The sequence below is a fragment of the Paenibacillus sp. 8b26 genome (genome assembly GCF_050626875.1).
In the GTDB taxonomy this organism is placed as follows: domain Bacteria; phylum Bacillota; class Bacilli; order Paenibacillales; family Paenibacillaceae; genus Paenibacillus.
Window position 1 is genome coordinate 4,380,973 of record NZ_CP192445.1, and the last position, 17,655, is coordinate 4,398,627.

At 45.9% G+C, this 17,655-nt stretch carries 15 protein-coding genes and 1 pseudogene; 14 read left to right on the plus strand and 2 right to left on the minus strand.

The features are described from left to right. Positions 1-20: 20 nt before the first annotated feature. From ACQ4MX_RS20365 to ACQ4MX_RS20375, 3 genes and pseudogenes are all read left to right on the plus strand, one after another. Positions 21-764 (plus strand): YggS family pyridoxal phosphate-dependent enzyme, encoded by a 744-nt coding sequence (locus ACQ4MX_RS20365; RefSeq protein ID WP_431087008.1) that lies wholly within the window; start codon positions 21-23, stop codon positions 762-764. A 10-nt stretch (positions 765-774) separates the two neighbouring features. Next, on the plus strand, positions 775-2,001 hold the full coding sequence (locus ACQ4MX_RS20370; protein ID WP_431087009.1) for a benzoate/H(+) symporter BenE family transporter: 1,227 nt from the start codon (positions 775-777) through the stop codon (positions 1,999-2,001). Positions 2,002-2,122: 121 nt separating this feature from the next. Then, a pseudogene (locus ACQ4MX_RS20375) lies at positions 2,123-2,443 on the plus strand (carboxymuconolactone decarboxylase family protein); the annotation flags it as partial. Between the two features lie 46 nt (positions 2,444-2,489). On the opposite strand, the gene ACQ4MX_RS20380 reads toward ACQ4MX_RS20375, so the two are convergent. After that, positions 2,490-3,920 (minus strand): PLP-dependent aminotransferase family protein, encoded by a 1,431-nt coding sequence (locus ACQ4MX_RS20380; RefSeq protein ID WP_431087010.1) that lies wholly within the window; start codon positions 3,918-3,920, stop codon positions 2,490-2,492. A 638-nt stretch (positions 3,921-4,558) separates the two neighbouring features. On the opposite strand from ACQ4MX_RS20380, the gene ACQ4MX_RS20385 reads away from it, so the two are divergent. The 11 genes from ACQ4MX_RS20385 to yunB all read left to right on the plus strand — a co-directional run bounded on the left by ACQ4MX_RS20385 (position 4,559) and on the right by yunB (position 16,420). After that, complete coding sequence (locus ACQ4MX_RS20385; RefSeq protein WP_431087011.1) at positions 4,559-5,998, plus strand: 6-phospho-beta-glucosidase; 1,440 nt, start codon at positions 4,559-4,561, stop codon at positions 5,996-5,998. A gap of 274 nt (positions 5,999-6,272) precedes the next feature. Beyond that, positions 6,273-7,103, plus strand: a complete 831-nt coding sequence (gene licT, locus ACQ4MX_RS20390; protein WP_431087013.1) for a BglG family transcription antiterminator LicT — start codon at positions 6,273-6,275, stop codon at positions 7,101-7,103. A gap of 250 nt (positions 7,104-7,353) precedes the next feature. Next, positions 7,354-9,243, plus strand: coding sequence for a beta-glucoside-specific PTS transporter subunit IIABC (locus ACQ4MX_RS20395; RefSeq protein ID WP_431087014.1), 1,890 nt, complete (start codon positions 7,354-7,356; stop codon positions 9,241-9,243). A gap of 215 nt (positions 9,244-9,458) precedes the next feature. Beyond that, on the plus strand, positions 9,459-10,949 hold the full coding sequence (locus ACQ4MX_RS20400) for an alanine/glycine:cation symporter family protein (RefSeq protein ID WP_431087015.1): 1,491 nt from the start codon (positions 9,459-9,461) through the stop codon (positions 10,947-10,949). Positions 10,950-11,110: 161 nt separating this feature from the next. After that, positions 11,111-11,716: a bifunctional transcriptional activator/DNA repair enzyme AdaA gene (locus ACQ4MX_RS20405; RefSeq protein WP_431087017.1), complete on the plus strand. Its 606-nt coding sequence runs from the start codon at positions 11,111-11,113 to the stop codon at positions 11,714-11,716. Further along, positions 11,697-12,212: a methylated-DNA--[protein]-cysteine S-methyltransferase gene (locus ACQ4MX_RS20410; RefSeq protein WP_431087018.1), complete on the plus strand. Its 516-nt coding sequence runs from the start codon at positions 11,697-11,699 to the stop codon at positions 12,210-12,212. The genes ACQ4MX_RS20405 and ACQ4MX_RS20410 overlap by 20 nt, the downstream gene beginning before the upstream one ends. A gap of 2 nt (positions 12,213-12,214) precedes the next feature. Next, positions 12,215-13,033: a radical SAM protein gene (locus ACQ4MX_RS20415; protein ID WP_431087020.1), complete on the plus strand. Its 819-nt coding sequence runs from the start codon at positions 12,215-12,217 to the stop codon at positions 13,031-13,033. A 70-nt stretch (positions 13,034-13,103) separates the two neighbouring features. Next, on the plus strand, positions 13,104-13,721 hold the full coding sequence (locus ACQ4MX_RS20420) for a DNA-3-methyladenine glycosylase family protein (protein WP_431087021.1): 618 nt from the start codon (positions 13,104-13,106) through the stop codon (positions 13,719-13,721). Between the two features lie 19 nt (positions 13,722-13,740). Further along, a complete protein-coding gene (locus tag ACQ4MX_RS20425; protein ID WP_431087022.1) occupies positions 13,741-14,430 on the plus strand; it encodes a DNA alkylation repair protein in 690 nt (229 codons plus the stop codon). A 109-nt stretch (positions 14,431-14,539) separates the two neighbouring features. After that, the gene (locus ACQ4MX_RS20430; RefSeq protein WP_431087023.1) at positions 14,540-15,472 is read left to right on the plus strand and encodes an aldo/keto reductase; all 933 of its coding nucleotides are present in this window, start codon (positions 14,540-14,542) and stop codon (positions 15,470-15,472) included. 141 nt (positions 15,473-15,613) lie between these two features. Continuing rightward, positions 15,614-16,420 (plus strand): sporulation protein YunB, encoded by an 807-nt coding sequence (yunB, locus tag ACQ4MX_RS20435; RefSeq protein WP_431087025.1) that lies wholly within the window; start codon positions 15,614-15,616, stop codon positions 16,418-16,420. 59 nt (positions 16,421-16,479) lie between these two features. Here the strand turns inward: yunB and ACQ4MX_RS20440 are convergent, their stop codons facing one another. Next, positions 16,480-17,583, minus strand: a complete 1,104-nt coding sequence (locus tag ACQ4MX_RS20440) for a M23 family metallopeptidase (protein ID WP_431087026.1) — start codon at positions 17,581-17,583, stop codon at positions 16,480-16,482. Positions 17,584-17,655: the final 72 nt, after the last annotated feature.

Below are 17,655 nucleotides of genomic sequence, written 5' to 3' on the forward strand. Positions count from 1 at the left end.
AGAAAGAAGGCAGAACGAACATGGGCCATTTAGTTGAAGAAAATCTTAGATCGGTAAGGCACCGGATGGAATTAGCTTGCCAAGCCTCAGGACGCAAGATAGAAGACGTGAAACTGTTGTTAGCGACCAAAACGGTACAGCTTGAAAAGTTGCAAATTGCCATACAAGCGGGTGAGACATTAGTAGGGGAAAATAAAGCTCAAGAACTTCGAGACAAATTCCCACTTATGCAGCAGTACAATCAAGTGGAATGGCATTTTATAGGACATCTTCAAACAAATAAAGTGAAGGACGTTATAAAATATGTCACGCTCATTCATTCTGTGGACCGTTTGAAACTGGGGCAGGCCTTGCATCATCAGCTTCTCAAGGAAAACAAGACCATGGATATTTTGGTGCAAGTCAATACGTCTTGCGAAGAAAGCAAATTTGGCATTCCCACGGAATCAGCACTGGAGTTGGTTGAACAATTGTCTCAATTCGAAACGTTAAACGTTAAAGGCTTGATGACTATTGGAAAACTGGGTGCGACAAATGACGAGACCCGTCATTGCTTCCGATTGTTGAAACAAATTCAAGCACAGATTAGGGAGAAGGAGTTTCCACGTGTAAAAATGAATATTCTCTCGATGGGCATGAGCGGGGATTTCAAGCTTGCCATCGAAGAGGGAGCAACCATCATAAGAGTAGGAACAAGCATATTTGGTCAACGTTATTTGCCGGACGAGTATTACTGGAACGAAAACGCGCATCAGGACGATTAGGAGAGTGCATATGAACACAACATCATCTTCACTGCGCGGTCGTGATTTGATATCACCCACTATAGCTGCTTTAATATCTGCCATTGTCAACTATGGTGGGACATTTATTCTCGTGTTTCAAGCAGCAAAAGTAGCGGATTTGAGTCCCGAAATGACCGCTTCATGGATATTGTCGATTTCCGTTGGTGTGGGGATAACGGGTATATGGCTAAGCTATCGATACCGTGAACCGATTATTACGGCTTGGTCAACACCAGGTGTAGCTTTTCTCGTTTCAGCATTAGCGGTAACCCCCTATGCGGAAGCTATTGGGGCTTATATCATCTCTGCTTTAGGATTTATTGTTTTAGGGATATCGGGAATGTTCGAACGTTTCGTCCGGCTTATTCCTCCAGGCATTGCGTCCGGGCTACTGGCAGGTATTTTATTGCAGTTTGGTATTTCAGCCTTTGGTGGTGCGAAAGTTGACCCTTTGCTTGTAATTGCCATGTTTGCTGCTTATGCACTGTTAAGAAGGTTTACGTCCCGTTATGCTATCGTCGGCATTTTAGTAATTGGACTTCTTTATTTGATCAGTTTGGGGAAAGTAGATTTCAGCACGATCAAACTGGCTATCGCATCACCGGTATTCATCGTTCCAGAGTTTTCGTTTCATGCTTTATTGGGTGTGGCATTGCCGTTGTTCATTATTACCTTAACGGGACAATATATGCCTGGGATGCTAGTCTTGCGAAATGATGGGTTTAAGACGAGCGCGAATCCGATTTTGACAGTAACGGGTTTGGGCTCACTCCTTGCAGCGCCATTCGGCTCGCACGCTTTTAATGTAGCAGCCATTACAGCGGCGATTTGTACAGGTAAAGACGCGCATGAGGATTCCAAGAAACGTTACATTGCTGGTATTGCTTGCGGCATTTTTTACATTGTTGTCGGCATATTTGGTGTAACACTGGCTGCTCTGTTTCTGATTCTACCAGCTACCTTCATCGCGACGTTAGCGGGATTGGCGTTGCTCGGAACAATTGGCGGCAGCCTTGCCAACGCCTTAAGTGATCTTAAGGGACGTGAGACAGCTCTGATTACTTTTTTAGCAACGGATGCAAATGTTACATTACTTGGTGTCGGTGGTGCATTTTGGGGTCTTGTAGCGGGTTTGGTGGCACATATTTTGATGCATGGACATTTTCGTCAAAAAGAATGTAGGACGAGTGGGATACAACAAGCTGAACAGAAATAATGTAAGGCATGAAAATGATTACAGGTACAGATCTGCTCAAATGAGAGACGGAAGTACAAAAAGGAACGAGGTCAGTAAAATAATTGGAGATAATAAGGATATACGAGGAGGATGAGCTTGAATCAGAGCTTCACAATTGAATGAATGTACATTTTGCCTCAATATGCACGCTGCTGATGCTAGGAAATTGGGCGAAAGCGAGCAGCGTATTTATTGTGTGAGCGCCTGGGGAGAATGTACATTTTATTCTGAGCGTGAAAAGATTGTTTTAGAGCTCACCGAATATGTCACACTTATTCCCCGTAAGCGTGTTCCTGAACACGTGTACGACCGCGTGCGGCAACATTATGGAGAAAAGGAATGCACGGAGTTAATCATCATTATCAATCAAATCAATAGTTGGAACCGGATTTCGATTGCGATAGGAAATGAAGCCGAATAATGCGTGGGTACAGAATATGTATAAAGCTTAGCCGGAGATGCTTGTATTATAAAAGCATCTCCGCAAGACGATAAATGCCTGCTTCTATAGCTGACTCATCTACTTTAGCAAAGCCTAGCACCCATCCTTTTCGATCGCTTTCTAAACAATAATTGCTAAGCGGATAAACACGTACTCCTTTTTCGAGTGCTTGGTTTGTTCTGGTTTCTTCATCAAACGAGTTTTCAGCTTCAAGAAGCATATGCAATCCCGTTTCTACGCCACTGAGTTTAAAACGTTCGCTTAGGCCGGTCGCGATGATGGCCTTCGTCATAGCTTTGTGTCTACGCCGATATACATTTCTGACTCTTCTCATGTGGCGCATGAAATGCCCGTGCTCGATAAAATGAGCAAGGGTCAATTGCTCCATAATCGGAAGATGACGATAGGTTAATTCATGGACATGGGCAAGCTGGCGAATGGCCTCTGTTGGGCCAACGATTGCCGATATACGAATACCAGGAGCAACCATTTTGGAAAAACTCATCATATACAACGTGTTTTGAGGTTGCTGGCTGAACAAGGTTGGAAGTGGGTCGCCACGATATCGAAACTCGCTATCATAGTCGTCCTCAACAATCCAAAATTGATGTTGAGCGGCCAAATGTAGCAATTGCTGCCTGCGGGGTTCCGACATGATCACCCCAACTGCACACTGATGTGAAGGCGTAACATAGACAAGCTTTGATTGAGGGTGAATGTGGTCTGCTTGCAGTCCGTAATCATCAACAGGGACTGGAATAACATTCAACCGCCGATATTTCATCGCCATCCATGCAGCGGGGAAGCCGGGATCTTCAATAGAAACCGTTTCTCCTTCATTTAAAAGTGCTTGGGCGATTAAATCTAGGCTATGCTGTGCTCCCGAAGTTAATATAATTTGATCGATATGGACGTGGATGCCACGCTCAAGTGACAAATAACGTTGAATTTGTTTGCGCAGCGGCACGAAGCCGTAGGCGTTGCCGTAAGCCCAACTGGCTAGGTCTGTTTCTTTGGAGGCATGTAAAAATGAATATCTCCAGTTTGTTTGAAAATGTTGATCCAAATAAGGCTCGTGTGGGCTGAAATCGATCTCAACATTTCGGTATTCTTTACCTCTTAACCAGCAATGCAAGTGGCTGATTGCATCGTTTAATAAAGGTAACTCAGGGGGCATAGGCCCTTGAGTTTTAACATCCTCTGTAAAGCTGGCTCTGCAGGTCCAGTCACTTACCCTTGTTCCGCCGCGTCGGGAAGTAACGGTGTAGCCACGGCTGAATAATTCCTCATATACAATCTGTATAGTTGAGCGAGAGACACCAACCAGTAGCGCGAGTTCACGAGAAGGCAGCAGTAATTCTCCTGGTGGCCATTTTCCGGTTGTGATATTATTGATAGCCTGGCCAAGCAGTTGTTGCCATATTGGGCGTTCGTCGTCACGGTTAACTTTTAGCATCCGTTTCACCTCTAGTTGTATTCGCGTCAAAAATATGGATTGCTTAATTTACTTCTGTAAGGATATTATGTAACATTCCATTAATTGATATACTATCATGGTGTTAGTTGATCAAGCAACATGATAATGATTCTACCGATCTCTAAAAACGGTATAAATGGGCTGATCCAAGCTGCTAAGAGAAAGGCACGGGGCTACCGTAATGTCCGAAACTTGATCGCAATGGTGTACATGACGGCGAATAAGCTTAGACTTCCAACGCTCGCAGCTCGTCGAGGGTAGTTCCCCTCCCCTTTTATACCAAGGAGTTAGAAGTCTATTAAAATGGTCCAACCTATGTTTCTACTCTAGCTGGCTTTACCCATCCAATAGAGCGAAGAGCCAAAAATAATCATTTCAAGCATGATGTTATAACCCACAATATTTATGGATTGTAGCATCAAATGAATTTGACAGACTTCCAAATCTTTGTTAGAGTTTCATCAAATACGTATAACCTTTTCATGGAATGTTACCGTTAGGGCATAACCTGAACCGGCTTGTCTACACTACATGTGTATCTGGGCTAGTTTGGGTTTTTTTATTTCTCCAAACCCTTTCGGCTTTCCCTTCATCACACATTTGGAAGGAGAACGTTTATGTCCAGCTTTATTTTTCCGAAAGACTTTTTATGGGGTGGTGCTCTTGCTGCCAATCAGGCCGAGGGTGCTTATCTGGAAGACGGCAAAGGATTGAGTTTGGTGGACCTGTTGCCGACTGGCGAGAAAAGAAGAAGCATCATGCAGGGGAATGTTCCCTCGCTCACTCCGCTCGAAGGCGAATTCTATCCTTCCCACGAAGCGATTGATTTTTACCATCGCTATCGCGAGGATATTGCGCTATTTGCAGAAATGGGTTTCAAGGCGCTGCGTGTTTCCATTGCCTGGGCCCGTATTTTCCCAACGGGAGAAGATGCTGCACCGAATGAAGCCGGGTTACAATTTTACGATGATCTATTCGACGAATTGCTTAAACATGGCATCCAGCCAGTGGTTACGCTCGCTCACTTTGACGTACCGGTAAATCTGATTGCTAAGTACGGAAGCTGGCGAAGCCGGAAACTGGTAAGCCTGTTTGAAACCTATGCCAAAACAGTATTCACCCGTTACAAGGATAAAGTAAAATACTGGATGACGTTCAATGAAATTAACATGCTGCTCCATTTGCCGTTTATTGGCGCCGGGCTTGTTTTCCAAGAAGGTGAAAACGTCAAACAAATTCAGTATCAGGCTGCACATCACCAGCTTGTTGCAAGTGCACTGGCTGTAAAAGCGTGCCACGAGATCATTCCAGATGCCAAAATTGGCTGTATGCTGGCTGCCGGCAGCTTCTATCCGTATACGTGCAATCCCGAAGATGTTTATCAGGGAATGGAAAAGGACCGCGAGTCCTACTTCTTCATCGACGTTCAATCACGCGGGGAATATCCAGGTTATGCAAAGCGGTTCTTCAAGGATCATGGACTAACAATCGAGATGGAGTCGGACGACGCGGAAATTTTGAAACATCATACCGTCGATTATATTGGTTTCAGTTACTATTCCAGCCGAACCACCAGCACAGACCCGGAAGTTGTTAAAAACATGACGAGCGGCAATGTGTTCGGCTCTGTGTCCAACCCGTATCTGGACAAGTCCGAATGGGGCTGGACGATTGATCCGAAAGGGTTCCGTATCACGGCAAACCAATTGCACGACCGCTATCAGAAGCCTTTGTTTGTAGTGGAAAACGGCTTTGGTGCCAACGATGAGGTTTCTCCTGAAGGAGAAGTCAACGACGATTACCGGATCGACTATTTGAAACGGCATATTGCTGAAATGGGCGAGGCTCTTCAGGACGGGGTCGAGATTATCGGTTATACAAGCTGGGGACCTATTGATATTGTCAGCGCTTCCTCGGGAGAGATGAGAAAACGCTACGGCTATATCTACGTGGACCGGGACAATGAAGGCAACGGCTCGCTGAACCGGATTAAAAAGAAAAGCTTCCACTGGTACAAAAACGTAATTCATTCCGATGGCGAGAATCTGGGCGAGTAAGAATCTCGTAAGAAAATAGATCGGACATCCCGATTGTAAAGGGGATTTCCGGTCTATGTTTCTTGATTGAAAGCGTTGACAATCTCTCGTCTTCGGGCTATACTTGACGCAATTCCATCATTTTTAGGATTGTTACTGCAAAGGCAGGCAAAACCTAAGCCACCAATAAGCGGATTTTACAGTCTTGTTTATTTGTTGAGCTTCGGTTTTTTTTGTTTGCCATAAACAGGATGGAATAGGAGTGTGGCTCTTGCTGGCATATGGGGGGATTTAGATGAAAATAGCAAAGGTCATCAACAACAATGTAATCAGCGTCTACCAGACGGACGGTACAGAGCTCGTGGTGATGGGCCGCGGGGTTGCTTTTAAGAAAAAGCCCGGAGATAAAGTAGACGAAACCAGAATTCAGAAAGTATTTGCCCTGAAAAACAAGGAGACGTCCGACAACTTCAAAATGCTACTGCGTGAGGTTCCACTGGAACTGATTGTGATTGTGGAAGAAATCATTAATGACGCCAAGCACAATTTGAACAAAAAGCTGAACGAAAATATTTATGTTTCCTTGACCGACCATATCAATTTTGCCGTTGAAAGATACCGGGAAGGATTGGAGATCAAAAACGCGTTATTGTGGGAAGTCAAGCAGTTGTACAAAGAAGAATTTGCGATCGGTCTGAAAACGCTGGAACAAATTAAACAAAAGCTCGATATTGAACTGCCTGTGGACGAAGCGGCTTTTATCGCGATTCACATCGTGAATGCCGAAATGAACGAGGAAGTTATCACCACTATGAGTATTACAAAATTCATGCAGCAAATTATCAATATTGCAAAATATCATTTTAAGGTCGATTTTGACGAGGATTCTCTGAGTTATTTCCGTTTTATTACGCATCTGAAATTTTTCGCCCAGCGTGTGTTTAAGGGGAATCACTACGAAAACAACTACGATCACTTGTATGACATGATCAAGGAAAAGCACAGAGACGCGGCTGCTTGCACGGAGAAAATCGGAGCTTTTGTGGAAAAAGAATACAACCACGAATTGACGAACGAAGAAAAGTTGTATCTGACTGTGCATATTGAACGGGTGGTGAATAGATAAGTCGAATTCTTTCAACGAAAATGAATCAAGAATATAAGGTTAAATCTTTTTGTTGACAAATATGTAATATTAATTGTATTATGAGAACAACAGGAATTTAATAAGCTTTAACTGGGATTGTTACTGGTTATGCAGGCAAAACCTAAGTCATGAAAAATTGCGGGACAAAAAGCGCCCACCATTTTTCAAGGCTTAGGTTTTTTGTGTGCCTAAATATGTAAAATGCCCTTAGAACATGGAGGTGTCTAACATGAGTTATGAAAAATTGGCTAAGGAAATCGTTCATCTGGTAGGCGGTGAAAAAAATGTGGTATCACTCGTTCACTGCGCCACCCGCTTGCGTTTTGTGCTAAAGGACGAGGCGAAAGCGGACAAAGAAAAACTAGAAAAAACCGATGGGATTATCACGGTTAAGCAAAGCGGTGGCCAGTTTCAGGTCGTAGTCGGTAACAAAGTACCAGAAGTATACAGTGCTATCAGCAAGGTATCCAACATTTTGGACGAGTCCAAAAAAGATGAAAAACCTGCTAAAGTCAACAAAGGCTTCGGTGCCATTATAGACGTTGTTTCCAGCATTTTTGCACCGCTACTCGGAGTCATGGCGGGAGCCGGTATTCTGAAAGGCCTGCTGCTGATTGCCAGCAACGCTGGATGGCTGACACCGAAGGACACCACCTACATTATTTTGCTGGCCGCTGCTGACAGTCTGTTTTATTTTCTCCCGCTCTTGTTAGCGGTTACAACAGCCCGAAAATTTGAAGGTAACATCTTCGTCGCCCTGACCATTGCCGGAGGATTGCTTTACCCGTCCATCGTCACGTTGAAAACGGAAGGTACACCTACTGACTTTTTCGGTATTCCAATTGTCATGATGAGTTATTCGTCTACGGTTATTCCCATTATTATTGCTATCATTGTCATGAGCAAGCTAGAAAAATGGTGTAATCGGTTGATCCATGAAAGCGTCAAAAATTTTATTACGCCATTGATCCTGCTCGTGATTATGCTTCCTCTGACCTTGATCGTGTTTGGTCCATTCGGGGTCTACGTGGGCAACGGCATCGCAACTGGACTCATTGCCGCGTTCGGCTTCAGCCCGTTATTGGCTGGCGCAATTATGGGTGCTTGCTGGCAAATTCTCGTTATCTTCGGTGTCCATTGGGGCCTCGTACCTGTATTCATTAATAACATTGCTGTTAACGGCAGAGACGGAATCAAACCTTCCGCTGCGGCTTCCATCTTCGCCCAAACCGGTGCTGCGTTTGGTGTCATGCTTAAAACAAAAAATAAAAAGTTGAAGACCTTGGCGGGTTCCGCTACGCTTACCGCATTGTTCGGTATCACAGAACCAGCCGTCTATGGAGTCACGCTTCCGCTGAAACGTCCGTTTATTGCAGGTATTATCGGCGGTGCTATCGGTGGTGCAATTATCGGCCAAGCGGGAACGCAAGCATTCGCTTCCGGCGCGCCGGGACTGCTGACCTTGCCCATCTTCTACGGCCCTGGCGGACAAGGCTTCCCGGGACTGATTTTAGGAATTTCGGTATCGTTTCTGGTTTCGGCCATTTTGACTTATATTTTAGGGTTTGAAGATCCGGTTGAAGCGGAAGAATCACCCGAAAATTCGACTAAAGAACCAGCGCATACAACAGATGTTTCTAACGAAGAGGTATTTAGTCCGATTGAAGGAACCGTTGTTTCCCTCTCGGAAGTTCCCGATCCAGCATTTGCGTCGGAAGCTATGGGTAAAGGCGTCGCCATCGAACCGACATCGGGCAAAGTTGTAGCCCCTTTCGACGGGACGATTACCGTGGCGTTCAAGAAAAAACATGCGCTTGCGGTTGTTTCGCCCAAAGGCGCAGAAATTCTGATTCATGTCGGAGTAGATACGGTTAAGCTGGACGGTAAACATTTTACCTCCCATATCAAAGAAGGCGACCAGGTAAAAGCGGGGGACCTTCTGCTCGAATTTGATGTTGAGCAGATCAGGGCAGCAGGCTATCCTACGATTACGCCGATTATCGTTACGAATTCTTCCGCTTATTCAGAAATCCTTCCAACCACCAAAGGACAGGTAAGGGTGCAGGAACCGCTCTTAAAACTGTTCGGCGGTACCAATGAGAAAGAGGGCATTGCCTGAATGACATAAAAATAAGCTCTGAGGGTCCACCTTCCCGGATCCTCAGAGCTTTTTTCTTGTTTTATACTGCCTAAAAAGTTAATTTAATTGACAATGTGTCAATTAAATTAACTTGTACGGTAATAAAAACTACTCTATAATTTTTTTGTAATTATGCAAAATTTCTGAAAACGCAGGCTATAAAATCATTCGATTTACCAGGGGGAAATGCAAGGATGTTAGAGAAGTGGGCCGGGGCCGTAAGTAGTGTCATTTGGAGCAGTCCAGTGGTATATGTCTGTTTGGGAGTGGGACTTTTATTTTCGATTATGACTCGATTTTTACAAATCAGGCATTTTAAAGAGATGATTTGGTTGGTATTTAAAGGTAAAAGCTCAGAGGCAGGTGTATCCTCCTTTCAGGCTTTTACCATGGCGCTATCAGGGCGCGTAGGGACTGGGAATATTGCAGGTATTGCCTTAGCCGTTGGCATGGGTGGACCGGGTGCGATTTTCTGGATGTGGGTGATGGCCTTTATTGGGTCGGCTACAGCGTTTGTCGAATCCGCACTGGCTCAGGTATATAAAGTAAAACGTGATGGTCAGTACCGGGGCGGTCCTGCCTTTTATATCGAAAAAGGGACGGGCTTAAAGTGGTTTGCCGTTATTTTTGCTGTCGCGGCGTTGGTTGCCATGTGCCTGCTTATGCCGGGAACCCAATCGAATTCAATTGCGGTAGCTTTTCACAGTTCGTTTGGTATGGATATGAAGGTTTCCGGGATCTTGGTTGTTGTGCTGCTGGCGCTTATTATTTTTGGCGGTGTCAAAAGGATTGCAAATGTGGCTCAGGTTATTATTCCGTTTATGGCGCTTGGATACATTCTTGTCGCTTTCTATATTATGATTACGAACATTACTGCGCTTCCGGGCGTGTTTTCACTGATCTTTCGCAGTGCCTTTGGCATGGATTCTGTGTTTGGCGGTATGGCAGGGACGGCGATAGCCTGGGGTGTAAAACGGGGCATTTACTCCAACGAAGCCGGACAAGGGTCGGGTGCGCATCCGGCGGCTGCTGCAGAAGTTTCCCATCCGGCAAAGCAAGGACTGGTACAGGCATTTTCCGTATATGTAGATACTTTTTTGGTCTGTACGTCTACGGCTTTCATGGTGTTGTTCACAGGTATGTATAACGTGAAGGGACCTGGTGGAGATTTTATTGTACAGCATCTCCCCGGTGTTGAAGAGGGAACCCAATATACGCAGGCAGCTATCGAATCTGTATTTCCGGGCTTTGGTTCAAGTTTGCTGTCGATTACGCTGTTCTTTTTCGCGTTTACGACCATTATTGCTTATTATTACATCGCAGAAACGAATATGGCCTATCTGGTTGCCGACAAAAAAGCCAAATGGCCAATGTTCATGCTAAAGTTGGTTATTCTGGCTTCGTCGTTCTATGGAACGTCCGTCAAGGAGTCGGCTCTGGCTTGGACCCTGGGAGATATGGGGGTCGGTATTATGCTCTGGGTGAATCTAATCGCCATGATCCTGCTGGCCAAGCCTGCTCTGCTTGTTCTCAAGGATTACGAGCGTCAGCGGAAGCAAGGGCTAGACCCGGTGTTCGTTCCAGAGAGGGCGGGCATCAAAAATGCTGATTATTGGTCAAAGGAATATAAACACCCCTCAGATGAGTTGGAAATCAAAGTTGAACTGAACAAGCTTCAAGCATAAAAGAAGATGGGCATGTAAGATCAAAGGTGGCTCCGATGGAGTCATCTTTTTTTTTGTTATCTTGCCTTTACATTCCAAGAGGGGTACATATGTTCACTGTTTGGTTTATAATTTAGACATAGATAAATGGGAGGCTACATCGCAAATGAGAGGTGAATGTAATGAAGAAATCCGAGTTGCCCATCACTGACGAGAAGTGGAGAGCTATTGTGGAGAACGACAAGTCTTATGATGGTGAATTTTTTTATGCTGTGAAGACAACAGGAATATGTTGTCGCCCCTCCTGCAAATCCCGTCCTCCCAAAAGAGAAAACATCCGCTTATTCAAAACAGTAGAACAGGCTTTAGCTGAGCATTTTCGACCATGCAAAAGGTGTAAACCGACGGGGGAACGCTTGCCTGATCATGAATGGATTGCGCTGGTTACAGAGTACGTGGATGCTAACTACAAGGAAAATTTAACGCTGCATCTGCTTGCAGAGATGAGTCATGGGAGCCCGTACCATTTACATCGTACCTTCAAGCGGGTCATGGATATAACCCCGATGGAATATATACAGCAAACCAGATTGGAGCATGCCAAGCAACAGCTAATGGACTCGGATAAGTCCGTTGCGAAAGTAGGGGAGAGCGTAGGTTTGTTCAATACCCCTTACTTTATTACGTTATTTAAAAAGAATACAGGCTACACCCCTTTGCAATATCGTCACCTTAAATCAGAACAATTACAAAATGGAGGTATACACCATGTTAACCCAACCCCCTAAAACAATCTATTGGTCATTATTAACCCACGAGGATTGGAATTTATATATTGCAGCTACATCGGATGGATTATGTTACGTAGGCTCACCCGATAAACCTATAGAGGAATTGGCTTCGTGGGCAGGGAGTCGATTTCCCGGCAGTCCATTAGTTGAAGATGATGAGGTCTTGCAGCCCTATGCCACAGAGCTTATTGAATATTTTCAAGGGAAACGCACAAGTTTTACCGTTCCTTTTGACTTTCGGGGGACTGCGTTTCAAATGGCGGTCTGGAACGCACTGTGTGACATTCCGTATGGAGAGACACAATCCTACTCAGACATTGCGAACGCGATTCAGAAGCCCGCGTCTGTTCGTGCGGTGGGAGCCGCAATCGGTGCTAACCCGATTCTGGTCACCGTCCCATGCCATCGGGTCATCGGCAAAAATGGTGCTTTAACCGGATATCGTGGCGGTTTGGACATGAAGGTAAAGCTTTTGCAGCTCGAAAGAGGTTAACAATGGAAGCACATCATATATACAAATACCCCAAGACCCTTCTGAATAAAGGAACAGGTTTCTTGTCAGGGTATACGCATTCGCTAAACCCGTATACAGGCTGTACCTTTGGTTGCTCGTATTGCTATGTACGCCAAATGCCGGTTTCGACGTTTCGCGGCAAGGAATGGGGCACATGGGTTGATATTAAAAAGCAGGCGGCAGATCTTCTTCGCAAGGAGCTTCGGCGGGCCAAATCCAGGGGCAAAGTCACTATTTTTATGTCGTCCAGCACAGATCCTTATCAACCTGTCGAGTACAAGGAAGAGGTGACCCGTTCACTGATGGAGGTGATGGTGGAAGATCCGCCGGATTTCCTATTTGTACAGACTCGCAGTCCGCTTGTACGGCGGGATATCGACTTGTTACTCCGATTAGAGGATCGCGTACGGGTGAGCATGACGGTAGAAACAGACCGCGAAGATATACGCAAACATTTTACGCCGGATGCGCCCCCCATTCAGGCTCGTTTCAAGACGCTGCAACTGTTAAAAGAGGCAGGAGTACCAACGCAAGCGACCATCGCTCCGATGCTTCCAAGCAGCGAGCAATTTGCGGACAAGCTTTTGCCACTGGTCAACCGTGTCTGTATTGATGATTATTTTATGGGAGACGGCAGTGGAGGAAGGCGTACACGAAGCTTAAATATCGGTGCGCTGTACGAGCCGTTAGGGCTGGAGGATTGGTATCATCCGGCTGCCTACAAGGCAGTCTACAAACAGTTTCGTAATGTTTTTCCAGAAGAACAGCTTTATGTAAGCCGTGAAGGATTTGAGCCCTGATTTTGGTGTAGACTGCATTCAAATGGAATGTGGTGGAACTGCATGAGAATTGCAGAGGAGGAAGCGGAGTGTGCAAACCGTGATCACGAAAAATTTTGACTATGGAGAGAAGGAAATCAACTATCTGAAAAGCGTGGATACCGTACTCGGTACAGCAATGATGCAAATGGGCAAGGTCGAACGAGTGATTATTCCCGATCTGTTCGCCGCGCTTGTTCATGCGATTGTGGGACAGCTTATTTCTGCGAAGGCGGTTCAAACGATATGGGCAAGAATGCAGGAGAAGCTGGGTGCGATGACACCGGAAAATATAGCGACCCAGTCGGTTGAAGCTATTCAAAGCAGTGGTATCACGATGAAAAAGGCGGCTTGTATCCTGAATATAGCCCAAACCATAGAACAGGGCTTGTTGGATTTGCAGGAACTATATGAGCTCTCCGATATACAAGTGATTCAAAAATTGTCCTCGCTGCATGGGATCGGCCCGTGGACGGCTGAAATGATGCTGATTAATTGCATGGAACGTCCGGATGTCGTCAGTTGGGGCGATATAGCTATTCGGCGGGGGATGATGAAGCTGTACAATCTGGATTCACTTACCTGGAAGCGATTCGAAGAGTACCGTCGAGTCTATTCGCCTTATGGTTCGGTGGCCTCTATTTATTTATGGAGTATTTCATTTCGTTAAGGATCAGGGAGTGGGAACGGTGAAAACAACAATCAGAGAACAAATACTATCATATGTCGATTCAGATTTTCAAAAATTTACGGCAGCATTGATTCCGAATATTGATAATGTGCTGGGCGTACGTCTGCCGGTACTACGTAAGCTGGCTCAGGATATTGCCAAGGGCGATTGGCGTCTCTACCTTGAAACCGCTGAAAGTGAACATTTCGAAGAAGTAATGCTGCAAGGTATGGTGATTGGCTATGTGAAAGCGGATATAGAGGAAGTTTTGGGCTACGTCACCAGCTTTATTCCTAAAATTGATAATTGGTCAGTGTGTGATAGCTTCTGCGCCGGATTAAAATGTACGAAAAATCATAAGGAACGGGTATGGGACTTTATCCAGCCGTATCTGTTATCCAGAAAAGAATATGAAATTCGGTTTGGAGTGGTCATGCTTCTGAATTTTTATATTGAGGAAGAGTATATCATCTGGGTACTGCAATGGATGGATCAAACCCACCGTGAGGATTATTATGTACAAATGGCGGTCGCATGGGCAATATCTATCTGTTATATCAAGCTGCCTGAGATTACGATGAATTACTTGAAAAACAATGCACTGGATGATTTTACGTTCAACAAAGCTTTGCAAAAGATCACGGAATCATACCGGGTGGAACAGGCAACGAAAACAATTATTCGCAGTATGAAGCGAAAAAGAAAATAGTATCAGTTTATTTCTTATTATTCCTATTTGATTTTAAGCGTATTATATTTGCTTTTTTTGGAATTAAATATTAAAATGGAAGTAACTTTCGAAAAGGAGATGACGTGAATTGGCAGAGCAAGTGCGTATTGGAAAAACAGATCTATATGTAAAACCAATCGGTTTGGGTGCAAATAAGGTGGGAGGACATAATCTTTTTTCCGGCTTGAACGATGAAACGGGCAAAGAAGTCGTTCGCACCGCTTTGGACAACGGCATCAATTTTCTGGATACGGCTTTTATTTACGGACCTGAGCACTCAGAGCGGTTGATCGGTGAGGTGCTGAAGGAGCGCGGCAAACGTGAGGAGGCTGTCATTGCGACCAAGGGGGCACACAAATTTGTGAACGGAGAGGTTGTTTTTGACAACTCGCCTGCTTTTTTACGTGAATCTGTTGAATCCAGTCTGAAAAGATTGCAGACCGATTATATTGATCTGTTCTATATCCATTTCCCGGATGAAGCTACGCCGAAGGCAGAGGCTGTCGGAGAATTGAAGAAGCTCAAGGACGAAGGCAAAATCAAGGCCATTGGCGTATCTAACTTTTCCATTGAACAACTTAAGGATGCGAATAGTGACGGCTATGTAGATGTGCTTCAATCCGAATATAATTTGCTCCAACGGGAAGCGGAAAAGGAACTGCTGCCTTACACCAAAGCCAATGGCATTTCGTTTGTGCCTTATTTCCCGCTGGCTTCCGGATTGCTGGGCGGTAAGTATACGAAAGACACAACCTTCACAGACAACAGAGCGAAAAGTCCATTATTTCAGGGAGAAGCATTTGCTCGTAATTTGGACAAAGTGGAGCAGGTACGGCAAATTGCCAATGCGTTGAATGCAGAGGTCGCTCATGTTGTGCTTGCATGGTATTTGACCCGCGATTCGATTGATGCCCTCATTCCAGGGGCGAAGGGGCCGGAGCAGGTGCTGGCGAATCTAAAAACGCTGGATGTTAAGCTGAGTCAGGCAAATATTGAAAAGATTGACCATATTTTTAAATAATTTTCAAATAATACTTAAGAGTCACATCGTGGGATTATATATTTTTAGCATACTAAAAGGAGCTGCCGGACGGGCGGCTTCTTTTTCGTGTACCCGCCGCATATCCTTGTAGGGTAAGCTCATCGCTGCGGAGGGATCGGGATGAAGAGAAGACCGCATTGGCACAGCAGGCCTAACAGAAGGCGACACGGAAGACACAGAGTATGGCTCATTGTGGGGCTGATACTGCTGGTAGGAATCGTACAGGTTGCCTCTTATGTAGAGCAGCATTTGAAGCCGCCTATGATGCATTTGGCAAAAGTACGGGTCAAGCAAATGGCGACGGAGGCCATTAATTCAGCGATTACTGCGCAGGTAGAGCAGGGCGAGACCGCTGATAAACTGATTGAATGGAGAACGGATGCGCAAGGGAAAACCTCCGGCTTTGTTCTGAATTATGCGGAGCATATGAGAATTACTTCGGATACGCTCAAGGCAGTCAAGGCAACGATGGACAGCATGAGCCATTTTGATGAGAGCGTTCCGATCGGTCAGGCATTGGATAGTCCGCTGCTGGCTGCTTATGGGCCGAAGGTTCCACTCAAGGTGGAGCCGCATGGAGCTATCAAGGTAGATTTAAATACACGCCAGCAGGATGCGGGCATCAACATGATTTTGGTGGAAGTGTATATTCGGATTACGACGGAGGTGTCCGTCGTGATTCCTTTTGAAATGCAGCCTCAGGTTGTGGAGACGGAAATTCCGGTGTCTTATTTGCTCGTGGTGGGCAATGTCCCGATGTATTACTATGATAATCAGGGTAAGCCCGTCGGTAAAAATGGAGCTGTCGCCCCCAATTTGGCGCTGCCACCCCATTCGATAGAGACAGGCGGCGTTGCGGATTCCGGCATAGAGAGTATTCCACAAATGCAGGAAGATGAACCCACCACTTCATCCCCAACGCCATAAGCGAAGGCAAGTGGAGTGTGAGAGGGCTTGATCGTTGTATATGAAAAGCAAAAGGGACCTTATGTGGAGGTCCCTTTTGCTTCGCTGGTTTTGAGCGCTTTGCGCTCCGTTTGCTCCCATTGTCTTAATAACGGATATGGGTCAAAGGACCAGTCCATCCAACCGCTGTCCCGGTATATGCCATAGTGTAGATGTGGCGGGAATTTGCCTTGGGTTCCGGGCTTGCCGTAACCCGAGCTACCGACCCAGCCGACAATCTGACCTGGCGAGACAATGTCCCCATTGTGAACAGTCTTGTCAAAGCCGGAGAGGTGCGCATAGTAGTGATAGCGATTGTTGAGATCCCGAATCCCGATTCGCCACCCACCGAAAGGATTCCAGCCTTTCATTTCGACTACACCGTAGCAGGTACTTCGAACCGGAACGCCATAGCCGGCGAACAGGTCTGTTCCTTCATGAATGCGGTAACCGCCCCAACTTCGACGACTGCCCCAAGTGCTGCGATAGCTATAAATGCTGCCCAAGGGAAGCGGGAAGGCTTGTTTGCCAAGCTCCAGCTTTCCATAGGTCCGGTAAAGCTTGGCAAACTGCTGTACCCTTTGAACCGCACGGCTGTTGTGGTAATATTCCCATACCGCAATGGAAAATTCGTCCTCTGTGTTCCCATATTTACCGAGATAAGAGGCCATGCTGAGCAGCAAGTCCCTGTCATCATCGCGGTCGGCAATTCCGTCACCCGAGCCGTCCTGTCCCAGCCCGGAAAAAAAAGAAATGGAACGTGGATGCCGGTCCTCGGGATCAGGATTCATCAAACCGGACCAGACGGGGCCTGTGACAAAGATACCTGTTACTCGCTCCGCATGCTTGCGATCCTTGGGATGCGCAATCGTAAGCGTGCGTTCATACTGGTCGATAGCGGCCAGCCTGTACCACGGAATCCCTGTCAGGGCTTCGACGGAACGATATAGAGCAAGCCTCGATCTATACAGTGATGACTGGGAATTTGGAGTAGCAATATGTGCTGTCTGGATGCTTTGGGATGAGGCTTCTAAAGGTTTAGCCAAGGCCTGAGCAGGAAGCGGACAGGCCATTGTTAGTGTAGTGGCGCACAACAGCAGCGGCAACAGGCGAATAGCGCGGGCTGTACGTATAGGGTAAGGCACGTGAACCGACCTCCTCATGAAGGAGCTTGACAGCCCCGTAGATTACAGGCCCGCATCCAACGGCATCGGTAC

Bases quoted from the DNA above. Each gene is read 5' to 3' on its own strand.
- ACQ4MX_RS20370 (WP_431087009.1), top strand. From the start codon at position 775: ATGAACACAACATCATCTTCACTGCGCGGTCGTGATTTGATATCACCC.
- licT (WP_431087013.1), top strand. From the start codon at position 6,273: ATGAAAATAGCAAAGGTCATCAACAACAATGTAATCAGCGTCTACCAG.
- yunB (WP_431087025.1), top strand. From the start codon at position 15,614: ATGAAGAGAAGACCGCATTGGCACAGCAGGCCTAACAGAAGGCGACAC.
- ACQ4MX_RS20395 (WP_431087014.1), top strand. From the start codon at position 7,354: ATGAGTTATGAAAAATTGGCTAAGGAAATCGTTCATCTGGTAGGCGGT.
- ACQ4MX_RS20405 (WP_431087017.1), top strand. From the start codon at position 11,111: ATGAAGAAATCCGAGTTGCCCATCACTGACGAGAAGTGGAGAGCTATT.
- ACQ4MX_RS20380 (WP_431087010.1), bottom strand. From the start codon at position 3,920: ATGCTAAAAGTTAACCGTGACGACGAACGCCCAATATGGCAACAACTG.
- ACQ4MX_RS20410 (WP_431087018.1), top strand. From the start codon at position 11,697: ATGTTAACCCAACCCCCTAAAACAATCTATTGGTCATTATTAACCCAC.
- ACQ4MX_RS20400 (WP_431087015.1), top strand. From the start codon at position 9,459: ATGTTAGAGAAGTGGGCCGGGGCCGTAAGTAGTGTCATTTGGAGCAGT.
- ACQ4MX_RS20365 (WP_431087008.1), top strand. From the start codon at position 21: ATGGGCCATTTAGTTGAAGAAAATCTTAGATCGGTAAGGCACCGGATG.
- ACQ4MX_RS20385 (WP_431087011.1), top strand. From the start codon at position 4,559: ATGTCCAGCTTTATTTTTCCGAAAGACTTTTTATGGGGTGGTGCTCTT.
- ACQ4MX_RS20415 (WP_431087020.1), top strand. From the start codon at position 12,215: ATGGAAGCACATCATATATACAAATACCCCAAGACCCTTCTGAATAAA.